20 protein-coding genes and 1 riboswitch are annotated in these 19,846 nt (G+C 66.2%); of the genes, 5 read left to right on the forward strand and 15 right to left on the reverse strand.

From position 1 onward, the window contains the following. Positions 1–114: 114 nt before the first annotated feature. The 13 genes from LPW39_RS04950 to LPW39_RS05010 all read right to left on the reverse strand — a co-directional run bounded on the left by LPW39_RS04950 (position 115) and on the right by LPW39_RS05010 (position 13,060). On the reverse strand, positions 115–1,569 hold the full coding sequence (locus LPW39_RS04950) for a cobyric acid synthase (protein WP_230771809.1): 1,455 nt from the start codon (positions 1,567–1,569) through the stop codon (positions 115–117). Beyond that, the gene (locus tag LPW39_RS04955; RefSeq protein ID WP_230771811.1) at positions 1,566–1,970 is read right to left on the reverse strand and encodes a DUF3037 domain-containing protein; all 405 of its coding nucleotides are present in this window, start codon (positions 1,968–1,970) and stop codon (positions 1,566–1,568) included. The genes LPW39_RS04950 and LPW39_RS04955 overlap by 4 nt, the downstream gene beginning before the upstream one ends. Next, positions 1,957–2,742 carry a HipA family kinase gene (locus LPW39_RS04960; RefSeq protein ID WP_330166591.1) on the reverse strand — a complete coding sequence of 262 codons (786 nt, stop codon included), beginning with the start codon at positions 2,740–2,742 and terminating at the stop codon, positions 1,957–1,959. The genes LPW39_RS04955 and LPW39_RS04960 overlap by 14 nt, the downstream gene beginning before the upstream one ends. Before the next feature lie 58 nt (positions 2,743–2,800). Continuing rightward, positions 2,801–3,802, reverse strand: a complete 1,002-nt coding sequence (locus LPW39_RS04965) for an aminotransferase class I/II-fold pyridoxal phosphate-dependent enzyme (protein ID WP_230771815.1) — start codon at positions 3,800–3,802, stop codon at positions 2,801–2,803. A gap of 13 nt (positions 3,803–3,815) precedes the next feature. Next, positions 3,816–4,901 carry an adenosylcobinamide-phosphate synthase CbiB gene (gene cbiB, locus LPW39_RS04970; protein WP_407928785.1) on the reverse strand — a complete coding sequence of 362 codons (1,086 nt, stop codon included), beginning with the start codon at positions 4,899–4,901 and terminating at the stop codon, positions 3,816–3,818. After that, a complete protein-coding gene (bluB, locus tag LPW39_RS04975) occupies positions 4,898–5,590 on the reverse strand; it encodes a 5,6-dimethylbenzimidazole synthase (RefSeq protein ID WP_230771817.1) in 693 nt (230 codons plus the stop codon). Before bluB ends, cbiB begins: the two co-directional genes overlap by 4 nt. Before the next feature lie 22 nt (positions 5,591–5,612). Beyond that, on the reverse strand, positions 5,613–6,182 hold the full coding sequence (gene cobO / locus LPW39_RS04980) for a cob(I)yrinic acid a,c-diamide adenosyltransferase (RefSeq protein ID WP_230771819.1): 570 nt from the start codon (positions 6,180–6,182) through the stop codon (positions 5,613–5,615). 75 nt (positions 6,183–6,257) lie between these two features. Further along, positions 6,258–7,067 carry an ABC transporter ATP-binding protein gene (locus LPW39_RS04985; protein ID WP_230771820.1) on the reverse strand — a complete coding sequence of 270 codons (810 nt, stop codon included), beginning with the start codon at positions 7,065–7,067 and terminating at the stop codon, positions 6,258–6,260. Continuing rightward, on the reverse strand, positions 7,067–8,044 hold the full coding sequence (locus LPW39_RS04990; protein WP_230772887.1) for a FecCD family ABC transporter permease: 978 nt from the start codon (positions 8,042–8,044) through the stop codon (positions 7,067–7,069). The genes LPW39_RS04985 and LPW39_RS04990 overlap by 1 nt, the downstream gene beginning before the upstream one ends. A 77-nt stretch (positions 8,045–8,121) precedes the next feature. After that, complete coding sequence (locus LPW39_RS04995; protein WP_230771822.1) at positions 8,122–9,108, reverse strand: ABC transporter substrate-binding protein; 987 nt, start codon at positions 9,106–9,108, stop codon at positions 8,122–8,124. A gap of 11 nt (positions 9,109–9,119) precedes the next feature. Then, a complete protein-coding gene (locus LPW39_RS05000; protein ID WP_230771823.1) occupies positions 9,120–9,707 on the reverse strand; it encodes a bifunctional adenosylcobinamide kinase/adenosylcobinamide-phosphate guanylyltransferase in 588 nt (195 codons plus the stop codon). 10 nt (positions 9,708–9,717) lie between these two features. Next, positions 9,718–11,139, reverse strand: a complete 1,422-nt coding sequence (locus LPW39_RS05005; RefSeq protein ID WP_230771825.1) for a cobyrinate a,c-diamide synthase — start codon at positions 11,137–11,139, stop codon at positions 9,718–9,720. Positions 11,140–11,161: 22 nt separating this feature from the next. Continuing rightward, positions 11,162–13,060, reverse strand: a complete 1,899-nt coding sequence (locus LPW39_RS05010; protein WP_407928786.1) for a TonB-dependent receptor domain-containing protein — start codon at positions 13,058–13,060, stop codon at positions 11,162–11,164. A gap of 83 nt (positions 13,061–13,143) precedes the next feature. Continuing rightward, positions 13,144–13,389: riboswitch (cobalamin riboswitch) on the reverse strand. A 38-nt stretch (positions 13,390–13,427) separates the two neighbouring features. On the opposite strand from LPW39_RS05010, the gene LPW39_RS05015 reads away from it, so the two are divergent. The 3 genes from LPW39_RS05015 to LPW39_RS05025 all read left to right on the forward strand — a co-directional run bounded on the left by LPW39_RS05015 (position 13,428) and on the right by LPW39_RS05025 (position 15,331). Continuing rightward, the gene (locus tag LPW39_RS05015; protein ID WP_021027064.1) at positions 13,428–13,643 is read left to right on the forward strand and encodes a PspA/IM30 family protein; all 216 of its coding nucleotides are present in this window, start codon (positions 13,428–13,430) and stop codon (positions 13,641–13,643) included. Continuing rightward, positions 13,643–14,062, forward strand: a complete 420-nt coding sequence (locus tag LPW39_RS05020; RefSeq protein ID WP_230771826.1) for a cell division protein ZapA — start codon at positions 13,643–13,645, stop codon at positions 14,060–14,062. Before LPW39_RS05015 ends, LPW39_RS05020 begins: the two co-directional genes overlap by 1 nt. A 447-nt stretch (positions 14,063–14,509) precedes the next feature. Next, positions 14,510–15,331: a sulfite exporter TauE/SafE family protein gene (locus LPW39_RS05025; RefSeq protein WP_230771827.1), complete on the forward strand. Its 822-nt coding sequence runs from the start codon at positions 14,510–14,512 to the stop codon at positions 15,329–15,331. 16 nt (positions 15,332–15,347) lie between these two features. Here the strand turns inward: LPW39_RS05025 and hemN are convergent, their stop codons facing one another. After that, positions 15,348–16,730 carry an oxygen-independent coproporphyrinogen III oxidase gene (gene hemN / locus LPW39_RS05030; RefSeq protein WP_230771829.1) on the reverse strand — a complete coding sequence of 461 codons (1,383 nt, stop codon included), beginning with the start codon at positions 16,728–16,730 and terminating at the stop codon, positions 15,348–15,350. 149 nt (positions 16,731–16,879) lie between these two features. On the opposite strand from hemN, the gene fnr reads away from it, so the two are divergent. Together fnr and LPW39_RS05040 are read left to right on the forward strand one after the other, a co-directional pair. Continuing rightward, positions 16,880–17,602 (forward strand): fumarate/nitrate reduction transcriptional regulator Fnr, encoded by a 723-nt coding sequence (gene fnr / locus LPW39_RS05035; protein WP_230771831.1) that lies wholly within the window; start codon positions 16,880–16,882, stop codon positions 17,600–17,602. 133 nt (positions 17,603–17,735) lie between these two features. Next, on the forward strand, positions 17,736–18,179 hold the full coding sequence (locus LPW39_RS05040; RefSeq protein WP_230771833.1) for a universal stress protein: 444 nt from the start codon (positions 17,736–17,738) through the stop codon (positions 18,177–18,179). A gap of 107 nt (positions 18,180–18,286) precedes the next feature. On the opposite strand, the gene LPW39_RS05045 is transcribed toward LPW39_RS05040, so the two are convergent. Further along, a complete protein-coding gene (locus LPW39_RS05045) occupies positions 18,287–19,843 on the reverse strand; it encodes a malonate--CoA ligase (RefSeq protein ID WP_230771835.1) in 1,557 nt (518 codons plus the stop codon). Positions 19,844–19,846: the final 3 nt, after the last annotated feature.

A 19,846-nucleotide genomic window follows, 5' to 3' on the forward strand; every position in this document is an offset into this window, starting at 1 on the left:
CTTATCGGTGATGAGAAGCAACACGAACAGCATGCCTGCGCGGCAGGCGCGCCCCTATCGGCCCAATCCACCAGTGCTTGCAATATTTGGCCTACAGGCAAAGGTGTTGGTCATTCAGGGCAAGCGGTCCCCAAACCACTCACCCACGCCTTGGGCCATGCGCGCAAACACCTGGTCCAGGCTGGGTGCGTCATGGCCAAACAGCGCATGGATGACGGCGGCGTTCTCAAACAGCCCATGCACATAGGTGCCCAGCACCTGCGGCGCACTGCCCTGCCACAGCAAGCCAGGCAGCAGCTCTTGCGCCGGCTGGGTTGCGCCGGCCTGCATATCGTGGCGCAGTTCGGTCTGGCCGTGGTGGATTTCATAACCTGCCACCACCAGGCCGCTCAGGCCCTGCCAGGGCGCCTGCACAGCGGGCAGCTCCAGGCGCGTAGGCTGCACATTCTTTTGCTGCGCAAACAAGGTCACCAGCGGCAGCAGGCCCAGACCGGCGGCATTGCCATCCACCCCATGCAGATCGACCAGCGCCTCGCCCAGCATCTGCAGGCCGCCGCAAATACCCAGCACCCGTTTGCCGGCCTGCGCATGGCGGGCAACAGCCGCATCCAGCCCCTGCTGGCGCATCCAGGCCAGATCGGCAGCGGTGGCCTTGCTGCCCGGCAGGATCACCCAGTCCGCATCGCTCAGCTGTGCGGGCGTGCGGGCCCAGACCACGCGCACGCCAGGCAGTTGCAGCAGCGGCTGGAACTCATCGAGGTTGCTGATGCGCGGGTAAGCGACGATGGCGATGCAGGTGTGCACGGCCTGCCCCTGGCCGCCACTGCCCCGGTCGTCAAACACCCCGTCTTCCTCGGGCAGGCCGTGCTGGAACTGCATCGGAATGCAGGCCACCGTCGGCACGCCGGTCTTGTCTTGCAGCATCTGCGGCGCCGGCGCCAGCAAGGCCGCGTCGCCCCGGAACTTGTTGAGCACAAAGCCCTTGATCAGGCCTTGCTCCTCGGGCGGCAGCAGCGCCCAGGTGCCGTAGAGGTGGGCAAAGGCCCCTCCCCGGTCGATATCGGACACCAGCAGGCAATGGGCATCGCAGTGGCGCGCCACGCGCATATTGACCACATCGCTGCTGTGCAGGTTGATCTCGGCGGGCGAACCCGCGCCCTCGATCACTACCACATCGTTCTCGGCGCGCAGCGCATCAAGCGCCTGCGCAATCTGTGGCCAGACCTTGAGGCTGCGGCCGCGCCAGGGCATTGCCGACAGCGCCTCGTCCACCTGGCCAAACAGCACCACCTGGCTGCGGGTATCGGCCTCGGGCTTCAGCAACAACGGGTTCATGCGCACATCGGGCACGGCGCCTGCGGCCAGCGCCTGCAGGTACTGGGCCGTGCCGATCTCGCCCCACTGGCCATCGGGCGTGGCTACGACGCGGGCGTTGTTGCTCATGTTCTGCGCCTTGAAGGGCGCCACCTTGTAGCCCTGGGCCCGGTACCAGGCACACAGCGCCGTGGCTACCCAGCTTTTGCCGGCGCCACTGCTGGTGCCCAGCACCATGATGCAGCGCGCGCTCATCGCTGCGCGCTGCCCAGCGGCAGTACCATGCGCGCCATGATGCGCTCCAGCGCCGAGCCCGCATCGCTGCACAGGCCCGTGTGCACCGGCGAGGTCTGGATCATGCTGCTGCGCTTGGCGGTAAGCCAGTGGAAGCGCGCGCGGTAAGGCAACTGGCCGATAGGCCCGGCCTCGGGCACGCCAGCGCAAATGGCCACAATGCTACCCAGGTGGCGGTAGACCGCCTGCAGATCGACGTCCGGATCCAGCGCCAGCAGGCGCGCATCATCCAGCGCAATGGCGGCCTGCAGATAGCCGCTGCGCTGGCAGGACAGGATCACGCCAGCGTTGATGAACTCTTCCCGCTCGACCCGGGGCACCACGCGCACGATAGCGTAGTCATACACATCATGCGCGTGCATCGATGGCTCCTTGCAACCAGCGGCCACGCGCTTGCAGGCGGGCCAGAAAATAATTCACATAGGCGGCGCGGTGCGCCTGCGGATCGGCCAGCAACGGGCTGTTGCGGTCTTCCGCAGCCTTGGCCAGAAAGCAGTCGGGCACCGTGGCCAGAATGGCGCTCAGCACCGGCTCGCTCAGCTGCGCGGCCAGGGCCTCGTCCACCTCGGCCAGCTGGCTGGCCTGGGCCAGCAGCACATGGTCGGCAATCGGCGCAAAGGGCTTGCCGGGGTCGGCCACCGTGCCATCCCAGGCATGGTGGAAGGTCAGGGTCGCGCCATGGTCAATCAGCCAGGGCTTGCGCTGCCACATCAGCATATTGGTGTTGCGGGCCGTGCGGTCCACATTGCTGACCAGCGTATCGAACCAGACCAGGCGCGAGGCGAAATCGTCGCTCACCGCATCGACGGCCGGATCAAAATTGACCGAGCCAGGCAGGTAGTCCAGGCCGACATTGAGGCCATCGCTGGCCCGGATCAGGTCCTGGATCTCGGGATCGGGCTCGGTCTGCGCCAGCTTGGCGTGCAGCATGGCCAACACCAGCTCGGGCAAGGGCAGGCCCAGCGCGCGGGCAATGCCGCCGCAGATGAGCTCGCCCATCAGCGCGCGCACGCCCTGGCCAGCCCCCCGGAACTTGAGCACATACATGCCCAGATCGTCCGCCTCGACGACGGCCGGCATCGAGCCACCCTCGCGCAGCGGCGTGACATAGCGCTCCACCAAGACGGTGCGCAGTTGCAAAGTTTGTAAATCCATGCCAAATGGTAGCGGTTGCCGCATGTCCTCGCCGGGCCTAAGCATCTGCCAGCGACAGCCAGGCCCGTGCCAGCGCCGCCTGCGCCACTGGCGCCATCACGCCCATCCGCACATGGCCAGGCAGGCCAAAGCTGCGGGCATCGCGCAGCTTGATGCCCTGGCTGCGCAGTGCCGCCAGGCGCGTAGTCATATCCGCCTGGGCCAGCGGCAGGCGCGCGACAAAATAATTGGCCTGGTGGCCGGGCAGCACCGCCCAGCCCAGGCGCTCGCACAGCGCCAGTTGCCGGCCCTTCCAGTGGCGCAGGGTGTCCAGGCTGCGGGCCAGCCAGGCCTGCACCTCGGGGGTCACCCAGGCCTGCAGCATGGCCACGCCATGGGCCCCCACCACCCATGAAGGCGCCAGCGCCCGCAGCGCATCGATCTGCGCCTGTGCCGTGCCCTCGGGCGCAATCGCATAGGCCGCCCGCACCCCCGTCATGCCCAGTGCCTTGTTGGGCGTCCACAGCTGCCAGAGCGGGGCCATGTCGCGCTGCGGCGCAGGGCCTTCCAGCCACAGCGGCCGGTAGGCGCAATCGAGCACCAGGCCATGGTGGCTGGCATCGGCGGGCAAAGCCTGCCAGATATCTTCGACCCGGCCCAGCGGACTGGAGGGCTCGCAGGCCCAGTGCAGGCCTTCCCCCCAGGCCGGGCTGCGGGCGTCGGTGTGCAGGCCCCACACCTGCGCCGCCTGGGCGTAGTCGCCATAGCTATGGCGCGGCAGGCTGACCTTGGTGGCACCCTGGCGCAGCGCATGCTGGGTCAGGCGGTGGATCAACTCACTGCTGCTGCCGCCGATGACCAGGCGCTCAGGGGCGACCGCATGGAAGGCCGCCAGCTGCAGGCGCAGCGCTGTGTAGTGCGGGTCGGGGTACTGTGCCAGGTGCGCCGACTGCAAGGCCGCCACGGCCTCCGGGCAGGGCCCGCAGGCATTGCGGTTGGTGGAAAAATCATGCGCCGGCACGCCCAAGGCGTCGGTGCCACCATGCTCGTTATCAGCCATGGGCCAAAGCTCCTTACGCCATCAAGGCGATTGCTATCTTTGCCGCCAAACCCAGCGCCAGCAGCAAGGCGCACAGCGCCTGCGCCCAGACCACCCGGCCCGCCAAGGCCAGCGCCCGCTGCACATCCTGGGCCTGCGGCGGCCTGCCTTGCGGATTGAGCTGGTACACACCAGGTTTGGAAAGGTGCACGCCCAGCACCCGCGCCATGGCCCCCATGGGCCAGCCGCCATTGGGCGATGGCGTTACTGCGGCATCGCGCCGCAAGCCGGACCAGGACAGTCCGCCCGCCAGCACCGCCAGCCAGGCCGCCGTGATGCGAGCTGGCAACCAGTTCAGCACATCATCGGCCCGGGCCGCCCATTTGCCCGCCCATTGCCAGTGGCGGCGCTGCGCGCCCTGGCCGCGCCAGCCGGGGTAGCCCCACATCGCGTCGGCCGTGTTGGCCAGCCGGTACAGCGCCGCCCCCGGCAGGCCGGCGACGGCAAACCAGAACAACGGCGCCAGCACCGAGTCGCTCAGGTTCTCGGCCAAGGTCTCGATCGCGCTCTCACGCACCGTGGCGGCATCGAGCTGTGCGGTATCGCGGCTCACCAGCCAGGACAAGCGGGCCCGGCCCGCCTGCAGTGATTCGCCGAGCGCGGCCTCGACGGCCAGCACCTCGCTGCGCAGCATGCGCCAGGACAGCAGCGGTTTGAGCAGCAACCCAGCCACAAGGCCAGTCAACCACCAAGGCGCTGCCTGCAGCAGATACATGAGGGCGGCATACACCAGCCAAGCACCGCCCGCCAGCAGGCACCAGGCCAGCGCCGCCAGCACAAAGCGCCCATAGGCGCGCTCGTCCGCCTGGCGCGGCGCAATCGCCTGGCCCAGCAGGCCCAGCAACTTACCCATATAGACAACAGGGTGCAGCCGCAGCGGCGGCTCCCCCCAGAGCCAGTCCACCAGCAACGCCACCAAGACGGCCAGCAAGGCAGCCATCGGTGCCTGCCAGTGCGGCGCAGGGCCAGCGTCGGTCAAGGCCTGGACCAGTTGCAGCAGCGGGCTGCCACCAGCCAGCGCCAGCGCCAGCGCCAGCGCCCACAGGCCACCATCGGTCATGGCTGCGGTCCTGGGTCTGGCTGCCAGCACTCGTCCATCAGCATGTGCTGCAAGGGCGCACGGCGGGCCCAGCGCTCCTGCTGCAGCATGGGCTCGGCATAGTAGGCCTCCACAGGGCCCAGGCACAAAACAGCCAGCGGGTGCGCGCCGACAGGCATGCCCAGCAGCTGCGCCAGCGCCTGGGGCTCGAACAGCGACACCCATCCCATGCCCAGGCCTTCGGCACGCGCGGCCAGCCACAGGTTCTGGATCGCGCAAGCGGTGCTGGCCACATCCATCTCGGGCAAGGTGCGGCGGCCAAACACATGGGCCTCGCGCCCGGGCGGCATGGCCACGACCAGCACCTCAGCCGCCTGCAGCACGCCCTGCACCTTGAGCTTCATGAAGTCCGCCTCGCGCTCGCCCAATGCCTGGGCAGTGCGCAGGCGCTCATCCTCCACCAGCGCATGGATGCGGCTGCGCATCTGCGCATCGCGCACCCGGATGAAGCGCCAGGGCTGCATAAAGCCAACGCTGGGCGCATGGTGCGCGGCCCGCAGCAGGCGCAGCAGCACCGCCTCGTCGACCTGGCCGCCGGCAAAGTGGCGCATGTCGCGCCGCTCGTGGATGGCGCGGTAGACCGCCGCGCGCTCAGCCTCGCTGAAGGCCGTGGCGGCGATGGTGGGAGCATTGAAAGGGGTATCGCTCATGCCAGCAATCGGCTGCGGTGTCTCAGTCTTCAATGCCGCGCTGCGCCGGGATGCCGGCCTTGAACGCATGCTTGACCATCGTCATCTCGGTGACGGTATCGGCCATGTCAATGATCTCCTGCGGACAGCGCCGGCCGGTGAGGCAGACATGCACCTCCTTGGGCCGGGCGGCCAAGGTGTCCAGCACCTCCTGCAGCGGCAGCCAGCCATAGATCAGCGGGTAGGTGATCTCGTCGAGCACCACCAGAAAATACGCGCCTGACAAAATGGCCGCTCTGGCCTTTGCCCAGCCTTCGCGCGCCAGCTGGCCACTTTGCTCGAGGTCGCGGCTCTTCCAGCTGAAGCCATCGCCCAGCCCTTCGACCGGCAGGCCCACTTGCTCGGACAGGCGGTGCTCACCAAAACGGGCGGTCGGCACCTTCATGAACTGGTAGACCTTGACGGCCTTGCCCCGGCCGGTTGCGCGGAACGCCAGGCCAAAGGCTGCCGTGGTCTTGCCCTTGCCGTCACCGGTGTTGACGATCACCAGGCCACGGCGCTCGCCCTCGGGCTTTTCATAAGGCTTTTCGCTGGGTGGCGTTTCAATCTGCATCGCAATCTTTCCTTGTTTCGTTGTGTCGTTGGAAGCGGGGCCAGGCCCGGCTTCCCAAAGGGTTCAGCGCCAGCGTTAGCCGGCCTGCGCAGCGGTGGCCGTGCGCGGCAAGGCCATCCACACGCCATCAATGGCACGCACCTGGATGCGGTGGTCAAACACGGCCTCCAGCGCGGCATGGGTAGCAGGGTCGTCACAGCGGCCCTGGTGCAGCACCCTGCCCGCCTGCAGCACTAGCATATGGTCGGCCAGCAGCGCCACTGATATCTCGTGGAGCACGCTGACCACCGTAGTGCCCTGGGCCGTCAAGGCCCGCATGCTGTCCACCCAGTCGGTCTGGTGCGGCGGGTCCAGGTTGGCCAGCGGTTCATCCATCAGCAGCACGGGGGCCTGCACAGCCATCGCGCGGGCCAGCAACACCCGCTGGCGCTCGCCGCCCGAGAGCTCAGCCACCGGCCGGTGGCGCCAATCCCAGGCATGCGCCGCCCGCAGGCATTGCTCCACCACTGCATGGTCTTCGCTGCTGGGCGCCGCAAACCAGGGCTGGTGCGGCAGGCGGCCCAGCATGGCAACGTCCATCACCGTCAGCTCCTGCGTTACCACCTCGCCCTGGCCCAGCCAGGCCAGCGTCTGGGCACGCTGCTTGCGCGGCCAGCGCTGCAAATCCTTGCCCAGCAGCGCCACCTCGCCCTGCAGCTGTGCCGCCGGCCACAGGCCACCCAGCACCTTGAGCAGGCTTGACTTGCCCGCGCCATTGGGGCCGACAATGCTGGTCCAACGGCCTTGCGCAAACTGGGCGTTGACGCCTTGCAGAATCGGCCGCGCATGCACAGCGGCATGGATATTGGTGGCAGTCAGCGCAGCCGTGGTCGCAGTGGTCGGCATCACAGGCCTCCTGCCGAACGGGTGCTGCGGTGCATGCGCCACAGCAGATAGCTGCCGCCCAGTGCGGCGGTGAGCACGCCCACCGGCAGCTCTTGCGGGGCCACCAGCCAGCGCGCCAGGATATCGGCCGCTAGCAGCAGCACACCGCCCATCGCAGCGGCCAGCACGGTGCTGCGGCCATGGCCCACCTGCACCAAACTGCGCACCAGGTGGGGGGCGGCCAGGCCCACAAAGGCAATCAGGCCGGTCTGCGCGACCGAGGTGCCGGTGGCCAGCGCCAGCACGGCCACCAGGCCATAGCGCAGCGGCGCCAGCGGCAGGCCCAGGCTGGCAGCGGTTGCCTCGCCCAGGGTCAGGCCATCGAGCACCCGGGCGCAGCACCAGGTGGCCAGCACGCAGACCAGCAGCACGCCGGCCATCAGTGCGCAGCCCTCCCAGCCGACAAAGGCCGAGGTGCCCAGCGTAAAGGCCTGCATGGCCTGCAGAATATCGGGGTGGCGCAGCTCCAGCAGATCGCGCATGGCGCCCAACACCACGCCCACGATCACACCGGCCAGCAGCAGGCGCAAGGTGTTTTGCACATTGCGCGCCAGCACCACCGTCAGCGCCACCGCACAGGCCGCGCCAACAAAGGCCATGCCGGTCATGCCCAGGCGGTAGAGCAGATTCAGGCTGGTGACGGACGAGCCCAGCAGCACCAGGCCCAGCGCACTGCCCAGCGAGGCGCCCGAGGCACTGCCCAGCAAATAGGGATCGGCCAGCGGGTTGCGAAACAGGCCCTGGGCCACGGCCCCGGCCAGGCCCAGCAGGCCACCGGCGAGCCAGGCACCCAAAGAGCGCGGCAGGCGGATATCGACCACGATCTGCCAGGAGGTGGGGTCATCGCGCATGCGCAGCACGCTCTCCCAACCGGTGCTGCCGACACTGGCGCCTACCAGCAGCAGCACGACGCTGAGCACCAGCAACACCAGCGCCAGCCAGGCACTGCGGCGCAGGCCCGGGGCGGCTTCTTGCCGCGCTGCGGGCGCAGGTACTGAGCTGGGCAAAGCAGCCATCAGCGCGCCACCGCTGCCTTGCCAGGCGCCTTGTCGGCCAGGCAACGCGCCATCAGCGCGGCGGCCTGGGCCATGCGTGGGCCGGGGCGCACGATGGCATACGACTCGTCATCGCTGAACACGCAGACCCGGCCCGCCTTGACGGCCTGGAGGTTGTGCCAGCCCGGGTAGCTGGTGGCGGCCTGCATGCTGCGGTTGCCGAGCATGATCACATCGGGCTGGGCGCGCAGCAAAAACTCCGGGCTCAGCCGGGGAAAGGGGCCCAGCTCGGCCGGCACGACATTGTCTGCACCCAGCTGGGTCAGGGTTTCGCCAATAAAGGACTGGGGGCCGGCCGCATACGGGCCCCGGCTCACCTCAAAGTAGACCCGGGTATGCCGCGTGCGCTCGGGCAGCTCGCGCACCACCGCATCAATGCCCGACTCCAGCTCGCGCCAGACCCGCTCCGCGCCCTGCGCCTGCGGCACACCCAGCAGCTGGCCCAGGGTGCCCAGCACGCGGTGGATGTCGGCCTTGGATTTCACATCCAGCGCCACCACCTTCAGGCCCAGCGCCTGCAGCCGCTCGGCCGCCTTGGAGGCATCGGACAGCAGCACCACATCGGGCTTGAGCGCCACTACCGATTCGACGCTCGGGTCCAGCCCGCCACCCACCACCGGCAGCCTCTTGACCGAGGCAGGCCAGTCCGAATAGCGGTCCACCCCCACCAGGCGGTCGCACAGGCCGAGTGCGCAGGTGCTCTCGGTCAGCGATGGCAAAAGGCTCACGATGCGCTGCGGCGCTTGCGCCAGCTGCACCTGGCGGCCCCGGTCATCGACGATGGCCGCAGGCTTGACCAGGTCCTGGTCCTTCCAGACCGGCGCGTTGGCAAAGGGTTGCAGGCGCAGTTCATCGACGCTGGTAGATGGCGCAGCTTGGGCCATCGGCAAGGCGAGCATCAGCGCTACACAGGCCAGCGTTTTCCGCAGAAAGGATTGGGGTGCCATCAACAAAGCCATCATTTCATCTGCAGCGGCAAGCCCGCCGCCATCAGTTGCACACGGTTGCAGGCCGCTGCCGCTTGCTGGTTCAGCAGACCGAGCGCATCGACAAAGGCGCGCACCTCGCGGCCCATCGGAATCACGCCCAGGCCAATCTCATTGCTGACCAGAATGACAGGGCCAGTGGCAGCCTGCAGGGCAGCGACAAAGGCATCGCACTGCGCCTGCCAGGCATGTGCAGGCGCAACCTCCGAGGGCTCCATCGGCATCAGCCAGTTGGTGAGCCACAGGGTCAGGCAATCGACCACCAGCAGGTGCTCTGGCCGGCTATGGGCCTGCAGCAGCTGGGCGATGTCGCGCGGCGCTTCCAGGGTCGCCAGTTGCGGCACGCGCTCGCGGCGGTCACGCTGGTGGCGCGCAATGCGCTGCTCCATCTCGGCGTCATAGGCGGTGCCGGTGGCGATCAGGCTGGCGCTGCGGCCGGCATCGGCCTGCAGCCAAGCGCGCGCCAGCAGCTCGGCCTGGCGCGATTTGCCCGATTTCTGCCCGCCCAGCAGCAGCAGCTTCAGCGGAGCTCCATCGATATGGAATATAGATTGATCCATGCCGCGCATCTTAGGCGTTCAGCGCCCTGCTGTGCCAGGCCTGCGGATCGACCACCGGCATCTCCACCCCGAGCAACGCGGCCACCGCCTGCGGGCACGAGGGGAACCAGGCATGGAAATAGCTGGCATGGATGCTGCCCTGCTGGTAGACGGCTTCGCCCTTGCCGCTTTCGGCCGCTTGGCCCGGGCGGCTGCTGCGCGCCACTTCCTGGGCCTCGCTCTGCAGTTTGGAATAGTGAAAGGTATGGCCGCGCAGCATGCCCCAGGGGGTCAGCAGTTGCTGCATGCCCAGGCCGGCCAGGCGCTGCTGCATCACGGCCTGCGCCGGCAGCAAGCCCCACAGACTGTGCCAGCGGCTGTCCAGATCGGTCAGGCCCTCGGCCAGCGCCACCATGCCGCCGCATTCGGCCCAGACGGGCTTGCGCTGCTCCAGGTGCGCCTGCAGATCGAGCTGCAGACCGGCGTTGGCCTTGAGTGCCTGCAGGTGCAGCTCCGGGTAGCCGCCGGGCAGCCACAGCGCATCGCAGGCGGGCAGACGCTCCCCGGCGATGGGCGAGAAAAAGGCCAGCTCGGCACCCATGGCCTGCAGGCACTCCAGATTGGCGGTGTAGATAAAGCTGAAAGCGGCATCGCGCGCCACCGCAATGCGGCGCCCGGCCAGCCAGGCGGGCACCGGGGGGGCGTCGGCAGGCGCCGTAAAGGCCACCGTCCAGCGCTGCTGCCACTGCTGCCATGCCAGTTGGCCCAGCGGCGTTTGCGCCAGCACATCGGCGGCGGCATCCAGGCGCTCGGCAGCGTCATGCAGTTCATGGGCTGCCACCAGGCCCAGATGGCGCTCGGGCAGCAGGTTGGCGCGCGGCTTGGCGGCATCCAGGCTGACCTGGTTCATCGCACCCAGCCACAGGGCCGGGTCGCGCAGGCCGCTGCGCAGCATCTCGCCATGGTGGGCGGTGGCCACCCGGTTGGCCAGCACGCCGGCCAGTTGCAGGCCCGGGTCATAGTGCTGCAAACCATGGGCAATGGCGCCAAAGGTGGCGGCCATGGCCGATGCATCGACGACCACCACGGCGGAGACGCCCAGCGACTTGGCCAGTTCGGCCGCGCTGTTGGCGCCATCGAACAGGCCCATTACGCCTTCGATCAGCAGCACATCGTTGCACTGCGCGGCCTGGAACAGGCGCGCGCGCACATCGGCTTCACCGTTCATCCAGCGGTCCAGCGCATGCACCGGCTGGCCACTGGCCAGGCGCAGCCACTGCGGATCGAGAAAATCCGGACCGCACTTAAACACCTGCACCCGCCGGCCCTGGCGGGCATGCAGGCGGGCCAGGGCCGCTGTCACCGTGGTCTTGCCCTGACCGGATGCGGGCGCCGCAATCAGCAGCGCCACACAAGAGGCCGTTGGGCGGTCCTGAACCGTCATCTCTGTCATGGCTGGCTTATCCCCTCTGCGCTCAGCGCGGCATCCACTTCACACCCACATACACGCTGCGCCCTTCGGTGGCGTAGGTGCGTGCGGTCTGGTAGCGCTTGTCGGCCAGGTTGTTGATCCGGGCGATCAGGTTCACATCCTTGACGATCTCGGTCTGCGCCGACAGGTTGAACAAGGTGTAGCCGCCCAGCACATGGGTGTTGGCGGCATTGTCAAAGCGCTTGGCGCTGGTCTGCAGGTCGGCGGCCCAGGTCCATCCTGCGGCACGCGTCTCGGCGCCCAGGGTGGCATAGCGCTTGGCGCGGCGCGCCAGCAGCTTGTCGTTTTCGGTATCGCGCGGGTTCTGGAAGTCGACCGAACCATGCAGGTTGAAGGCGCCCAGCTTGGTGGTGCCCGCCAGGGTGATGCCCTCCAGGCGTGCCTTGCCCACATTGGCGTAGCAGCCGAATTCGCTGTCGCAGCTGCCAGGCGACGAGAAGTTGATCAGGTCGGTCACCCGGTTGCGGTAGGCCGTGGCCGAGAAGCTGTTGGCGCCTTGCGCCCAGCGCAGGCCCAGCTCGGCATTGCGGCTTTTCTCGGGGCGCAGCGATGCGTCGCCATACTCGCTGAAGCGCTGGTAGAGCGTGGGCACGCGGAAGGCCGTGCCCACCGTCGCCGTGGCGCGCCAGTTGGTTGCGAAGGCATAGCCGTAGGCGGCGCTGCCGGTGGTCTTGCCGCCAAACTCGCTGTCGTCATCCCGGCGCAGGTTCAGTTGCACCGTATGCGGGCCGGTGTTCAGGCCATAGCCCAGCGCCAGCGCATTCTGGTGGCGGTCGCGGTCAATGCCGCCATTGGTCAATGCGTCGTCACGCCGCTCCAGCGCTGCCGTCAAGGTGTGCACACCCAGGCGCCATTCGTTCTGGAACAGGTAGTTCTGCAGGCGGGTGTCCGTCTGGTAGGGCGAGGGCCGGGTTTCGTAATAGTCGCGCGACTGGGTGAACTGCAGCTTGGTGCTGTATTGCGCGGTCCACTGCGCCTGCCAGTTCAGGCCCAGCGCATACATTTTGTTGAGGCTGCGGTCATCATCCACCGGACTGATGTCATAGCCCGAGTTCACATCGCTGGCCAGCAAGCTGGCCTCCAGCCGGTGCTGGCGGTTGATCTGGTAGCCCAGGCGGCCGCTGACCGCATTGCTGCGGTAGTCGTCCTTGTCCGGGTTGGCGGTGGCGACCGTACGCGCATTGAAGCCATCGGTCTGCGAGCGGTTGAGGCCCAGCGCGTAATCCCATCCACCGGCGCCGCCGGAGATACCCGCCTCTGCAGTGAACGTGCCCCGGCTGCCCACCCCCAGGCCGGCATAGGGCTGGGCGGGTCCTTCGCCCTTCTTCGTGAATATCTGCACCACACCGCCCATCGCGTCCGAGCCGTAGACGGCAGCAGCCGGGCCGCGCAGCACTTCGATGCGGTCGATCAGCGCCAGCGGAATCGATTGCCAGGAAGCGCCGCCAGTCGATTGCGAATCCATGCGCACGCCGTCAACGTAGACGGCGGTGAAGCGCGAATCCGCACCGCGCAGGAACACGCTGGTGGCCGTGCCGGGCCCGCCATTGCGCGTGATCTGGATACCCGGCACCCGCGCCAGCACATCGGCAACGCTGCCCGGGCCCTGGCGCTCGATGGTTTGCGCATCGATGATGGACATATCGGCCACCAGATCGGACAGCGGCTGCGCGATGCGGTTGGCGGTCACCACCATCTCCTGCAGGTTCTTACCCGCTGTTTCCTGGCCGGAGGGCAGCTGCTGCGCCTGCGCGGACAGCGCCACGCAAGGTAGTGCCGTACTTACCGCCCAAGCGATGGCGGAGCGGGAGGGGAACAACCGGGAACGGGGCGTGCGGAGGGGACGCGCGCAGGGGCGTGTCGTGAAAGGCGAGAAAAACATGGACTGAGCTGGCGATGAACCACCCCGCGCCAGCCTCCCCGCCGGCAATGGGGAACACGGAAGCTGTGGCAGCACCTGGGCCACGCACCTCCACTATGTTGGCCGGTATCCGGGCTGGCGATGACACAGCACACGCCTTCCCAAACACTTGTTCAAGGTATTCAGTGGCATAGTGGTGGCTGTGGATGGCGCAAAAGCCAACCATCGCTTACCGTTGCGGGGGCAGCGCAGGTTGCGCAAGGCTTGTAGGGCACAAGCAGCGCTCCTGCTTCCCGTTGAACTGCCCCCATGTGAACCACTGGGGCGAGCACCAACGGGTACAATTTTAGCGTTAAACCCATTGCGCACTTAAGAAGACTGTCTCTCTATGGCCACTACGCCTTCTATGGATCTGATGCTTGAGCGGGTGGAAGCACTGCTGAGCCGTCATGAGGCTTTGCAACGCGCCCACGCCCAACTGCAAGAGCAGGTCACCACCCTTACCCAGGAGCGCGACTCCCTCCAATCGCGCCTGACAGCGGCCCGCGCCCGCGTCGACGCACTGATCGAACGCCTGCCCAAGACCTTTGACCAGGACGAATGATGAAACAGCTGGAAGTACACATCATGCAGCAAAGCTATATGCTGGGCTGCCCCGAAGGCCAGGAAACACGCTTGCTGGCAGCAGTCAAGCATGTGGATGAGGCCATGAGCGGCATCCGCGACGCGGGCAAGATCCGTGGCCGCGAGCGCATCGCCGTGCTGGCGGCACTCAATGTGGCCTTTGATCTGCTCGACCTGCAAGTGCAAAACAGCCAGTTGAGCCAGACAGCCGATGCGTTGCAAGCGCAGGCCGCCGCCCAATCGGCAGCGATGGCCGAGGCCCAGACCCAGCCTGCCGCCACTGCGCAGGCCAGCCTCGACTGGGACGAGCCCCGTTTGCAATCGGTGCTGCAACGGCTCGATGCGGCACTGGCTCCCGCCCCCTCCCCGGGTGCACAAACGCTGGCCGCCAGCGCCTGACAGCCGCGTGTTAGCAGCCGCTAGCACCAAATGCCGAAGCCTCGCAATGCATTGGCGAAAAATACCGCTCCATGCGTTCTACGATCTGTGTAGGACGCTATCTTTTTTGACCAATCTCAGCACATTGAATTGCGATTTTGGCGGGTGCAGCAGGTGCGAGCGATTACAATGAAAGCGTTCGCAGCCCTGCTGGACTTTATAGTTCCTTGAACCAATGCTCTACGAGCACGGGCTTGGTACATCACCTATTGAGCGTGATCGTCTCGCGTCAGATGAACCCAACGATAGGTTGCCCTCGCCCACCTGAACCCCCGGTTCAGGATGACGGTCCAGTGGATCCGCTGCGAACACCTGATTTTTTCGGGCAGGCTGCCCAACCTGTCTTCTCCTCTCCGCGACAGCGGGGTTTCAGGCCACCTGTTTCAGGTGGCCTTTTTACTGCGCACCATGGCTGATCCCCTCGTTTTGCTGCCGCTGTCCGTGCTGGGATTGATCGGCGGTTTTCTGGCGGGCCTGCTGGGCATCGGCGGCGGCATGGTGCTGGTGCCCTTTATCACCTACATCCTGGGCACCCAGGGCGTGGCGCCTGAACTGGCGATCAAGATGGCGATCGCCACGTCGATGGCAACCATTGTGTTCACATCGATGTCGAGCGTCCGCGCCCACCACCAGCATGGCGCCGTACGCTGGGATCTCGTCAAACGCCTGGCCCCTGGCATCGTGCTGGGCGGCCTGTTGGCCAGCCTGGGCATTTTTGCTGTGCTCAAGGGCAGCTACCTGGGCTTGTTCTTCGGCCTTTTCATTGGCTACTCGGCACTGCGCATGTTCCGCAAGCCCAACAGCAAAGGGACGCGCCCCATGCCGGGCACCGCCGGGCAGCTGGCGGCCGGCGGCGTAATTGGCTGCCTCTCGGGCCTAGTCGGTGCCGGCGGTGCGTTCATCAGCGTGCCCTTCATGACCTGGTGCAGCGTGCCGATGCACAACGCGGTGGCGACCAGCTCGGCGCTGGGCTTTCCGATCGCGGTCACGAATGTCATCGGCTTCATGGTGGCCGGCCTGCACCTGCAGGGCCTGCCACCGCATTCGCTGGGCTACATCTGGCTGCCCGGCCTGGCCGCCATTGCCACCTGCAGCGTGCTGACCGCGCCGCTGGGTGCCCGTGCCGCGCACCGCCTGCCGGTGGCACAGCTCAAGAAAATTTTTGGCGGCATCCTGCTGTGCCTGGCGCTCTACATGCTCTACAAAAGCCTGGCAGCCTGGCAGGTCTGAGCCTGCCCCAAGCCGGCTAGATGATGCGCGAGAAGCGCGCGCGGTTGCGGTCAGCCTGCAGGTTCTTGTCGAACACCATGGCCACGCCGCGCACAAAATACCAGCCCAGCTCCGTCACGCTGATCGCCTCGTCGCTCAGTTGCACCAGGCCCTGGCCCTGCAGCTCGCGCAGCTGGGCCAGCTCGGCAGCAAAATACTGCGCAAAATCAATCAGCCAGGCCTGCTCCAGCGATTCGATCGCCAGGCTGCCCTGGCACATCAGGCCCATGATCACCGCGCGGCGCAGCAGGTCATCGCGCGTCAGCGCCAGGCCGCGCACCACGGGGATCTGGCCCTGGTCGATCAGGTCGTAATACTCCTCCAGCGTCTTGGCATTCTGGCTGTAGGTAGCGCCGATGCGGCCAATGGCCGACACGCCCAGCGCCAGCAGATCGCAATCAGGCTGGGTGCTGTAGCCCTGGAAGTTGCGGTGCAGGCGGCCCTGGCGCTTGGCCACCGCCAAGGCATCGTCAGGCAGCGCGAAATGGTCCATGCCCACATAGACATAGCCGGCGCCTTCCAGCGCGGCCAAGGACTGGGCCAGCATCGCAAGTTTGTCGGCCGGGCTGGGCAGGTCCTGCGTCAGAATGCGGCGCTGGGGCTTGAAGCGCTCGGGCAAGTGCGCATAGGCGTAGAGTGCAATGCGGTCAGGCCGCAGCGCATTGACCTGCTCCATCGTGCGCGCAAAGCTGGCCGGGCTTTGCAGCGGCAAGCCATAGATCAGGTCGATATTGATCGATTCAAAACCTATCTCGCGCGCCTGCGCCACCAAGGCAAACACCTGGTCGGCGGGCTGCTCACGGTGCACGGCCTTTTGCACCAGCGGGTCAAAATCCTGCACGCCAAAGCTCAGGCGGTTGAAGCCCAATTGGTAGAGGTGCAGCAGGCGCTCGCGGCTCACGGTGCGCGGGTCGATCTCGATGGAGTACTCGCCGCCCGGCTGCAGCTCGAAGCGCTGCTTGACGATGTCCATCAGGCGGCTGAGGCCCGCATCGCTCAGGAAGGTCGGCGAGCCCCCGCCCAGGTGCAGCTGGCTGATGGTCGAGCGTGTGCTGAGGTGGGCGAGCTGCAGATCCAGCTCGCGCTCCAGGTAGCCGAGGTACTCGTCGGCCCGCTCGGGATGCTTGGTGATGATCTTATTGCAGGCACAGTAGTAGCACAGCGAGGCGCAGAACGGCACATGCACATACAAGGACAGTGGCGCCAGCCTGGCCGCCAGGCCACTGCCGCGTTGCGCCAGCGCCTGCTTGTACTCATTCGCAGCAAAGGCTTCAACAAATCGGTCTGCGGTAGGATACGAGGTGTAACGGGGGCCGGGGACGTCAAAACGGCGCAGCAGGTCGGGAGTCAGGGAAATCATGGGCTTTATCCTTGCGGACCCCCAATGTGCCCCAAGGCCTGCCACCCGTCCTTGATATACATCAAGAACCCATTTGGCGCCTGCACGCACAATAGGCGCATACGAGGAACGCCGTTCCTACACGAATATTTGTTCGAGGGTATTGATACATGACATCCAACTCCATCAAGGTGGCGTGCTCCAACTGCAATCTGCGCGAGCTGTGCATGCCCGTGGGTCTGTCGGCCGAACAAATGGAACGCATTGACGAGATCGTCGCCACACGCCGCAAGATCAAGCGCGGAAGCGCGCTGTTCCGCAATGGCGAGACCTTCACCTCGCTGTACGCCATCCGCACCGGCTTCTTCAAGACCAGCATCGCCACCGAAGATGGGCGCGACCAGGTCACCGGTTTTCAGATGGCCGGCGAGATCATCGGTCTCGATGGCATCGTCAACGACCGCCACTCCTGCGACGCGATTGCGCTGGAAGATGCCGAGGTCTGCGTCATGCCCTACTCCTCGCTCGAAGACCTGTCGCGCGAAGTGACCGCTTTGCAGCACCATGTGCACAAGGTCATGAGCCGCGAGATCGTGCGCGAGCATGGCGTCATGCTGCTGCTGGGCAGCATGCGCGCCGAAGAGCGCCTGGCCGCCTTCCTGCTGAACCTGGTGCAGCGCCTGCATGCCCGCGGCTTTTCGCAGCATGAGCTGATCCTGCGCATGACCCGCGAGGAAATCGGCAGCTACCTGGGCCTGAAGCTGGAGACCGTCAGCCGCACCTTCTCCAAGTTTGCCGAGGAGAACATCATTGAGGTGAAGCAGCGCCATGTGCGCATTCTGGACACGGAAAAACTCCAGGGCCTCATCAACACCCAGGCCTGCACTGTCTAAGCCCTGCCAGCGAACACAAACGCGGCCTGATCCGACATCCTGGCGCGCCATAAGCGGCGATGCTTGGAGATGAAACCAGGGCAAGGCAGCAGCCTGTTGCTCTGTCTGCAGTCTGATCTGAAAGGAGCCCGCCATGTACCAACATATCCTGCTTGCCACCGATGGCTCTGAGCTGTCCGAAAAGGCGGTGCGCCATGCACTGGCACTGGCCAAACTGAGCCATGCCACGGTCACCGCCGTCAACATCTCACCCAATTACCCGCGCAGCTACTTTGAAGGCAGCACCATGCAAAACCCCGATGACATCGCGCGCATCGAGGAAGGTTGGGAACGCGCCGCGCAAAGCATTGTCGACAAGGTGGTGGCTGAGGGCGCCGCGACTGGTGTGCCCATCAAGACCTTGGTGATCAAGTCCGACATGATTGCCGAAGCCTTGCTGGAGACGGCCAAGAAGGAAAACTGCGACCTGATCGTCATGGCCTCGCACGGCTACCGGGGCCTGAAGCGTTTGCTGCTGGGCAGCGAAACCCAGCATGTGCTGACCCATGCGACGATACCGGTGCTGGTGCTGCGCTGACCGCCGCATAACTTCAACCCCGATAAAAAACCCTCGCTTGCGGCAGCGGATGCGCTGCAACAAGCGAGGGTTTTGTCATGGCGGCTCCAAACCGCCACTGCAGAGTATCAGCCCTTGAACAGGCCCTGGTACTGGTCGCGCAACAGGTTCTTCTGCACCTTGCCCATGGTGTTGCGAGGCAGCTCGGCCACGACAAAGCAGCGCTTGGGAATCTTGAAGTTGGCCAGCTGCTTCTTGAGGGTCGCAATGATGGCTTCGGCGTCCAGTTGCTGGCCTGCCTTGGCTATGACCACCGCCACACCGACCTCGCCAAAATCCGGGTGTGGCACCCCCACCAGCGCGCTTTCGGCAACGCCCGGCAGCTCGTTGATGAAGCCTTCGATCTCGGCCGGGTAGACGTTGTAGCCGCCGGAGATGATCAGGTCCTTGCTGCGGCCCACAATGGTCACATAGCCGCGCGCATCGATTTTGCCCACGTCACCGGTCTTGAACCAGCCGTCGGCCGTGAACTCCTGGGCGGTCTTCTCGGGCATGCGCCAGTAACCGCTGAACACATTGGGGCCTTGCACCTGGATATGACCGATCTCGTCGGCGCCCAGTGCCTGGCCATCGTCGCCCTGCACCCGCACGCCCACGCCCGGCAGCGGAAAGCCCACCGTGCCGCCCCGGCGCTCGTCCTGCCCGCCATGGCGGGCATCGGCCTGGTAGGGGTTGGAGACCAGCATGATGGTCTCGCTCATGCCATAGCGCTCCAGAATGGTGTGGCCGGTGCGGGTCTGCCAATCGCGGAAGGTCTCGATCAGCAAGGGCGCCGATCCGGAGATGAACAGGCGCATATGCCGGGTGGCCTCCTTGGTCAGGCCGGGCTCGGCCAGCAGGCGCACATACAAGGTGGGCACGCCCATGAAGACCGTTGCCCGTGCCATCGCGGCAATCACCGCCTTGGGCTCGAACTTGGCAAACCAGATCATCTTGCTGCCATTGAGCAGGGCCGCATGGATCGCGACAAACAGGCCGTGCACATGGAAGATTGGCAGCGCATGGATCAGCACATCGCCCTTCTTCCAGCCCCAGTAGTCCTTCAGCATCACGGCATTGCTCAGCAGATTGCCGTGGCTCAGCATCGCGCCCTTGCTGCGGCCAGTGGTGCCGCTGGTGTAGAGGATGGCGGCCATGTCGTCGGCCGATTTCTGCGCGGGCGTGTGCGCATCGGCGCAGTGCACCGCACGCTCCAGCAAGGTGCCACTGCGGTCATCGCCCAAGGTGAACACGCTTTGCGTGCCGCACTGGAAGGCAATCTTGGACACCCAGCCAAAGTTGGCCGGCGAGCAGACCACAACTGCCGGCTCGGCATTGGTGACGAAGTACTCGATCTCGGCACTTTGGTAGGCGGTGTTCAGCGGCAGAAACACATGGCCGGCGCGCAAGGTGGCCAGGTACAGCGCCATCGCCTCGACCGACTTCTCGACCTGCACGGCCACACGGCTGCCGGAAGGAATATTCAGCGAATCGAGCAGGTTGGCGATGCGCGCACTCATGCGGTCCAGGTCGCGCCAGCTGTAGTTCAGCGGCTCACCGCTGGCCGAGGTGGTCTCCACGGCGATGGCATCGAGGTCCTCAGGAAAGGCCGCGCGCAGTGCGCAGAACAGGTTGTCGTTGGTCATGTT

This window comes from Comamonas koreensis (assembly GCF_021026195.1).
GTDB lineage: Bacteria > Pseudomonadota > Gammaproteobacteria > Burkholderiales > Burkholderiaceae_C > Comamonas > Comamonas koreensis.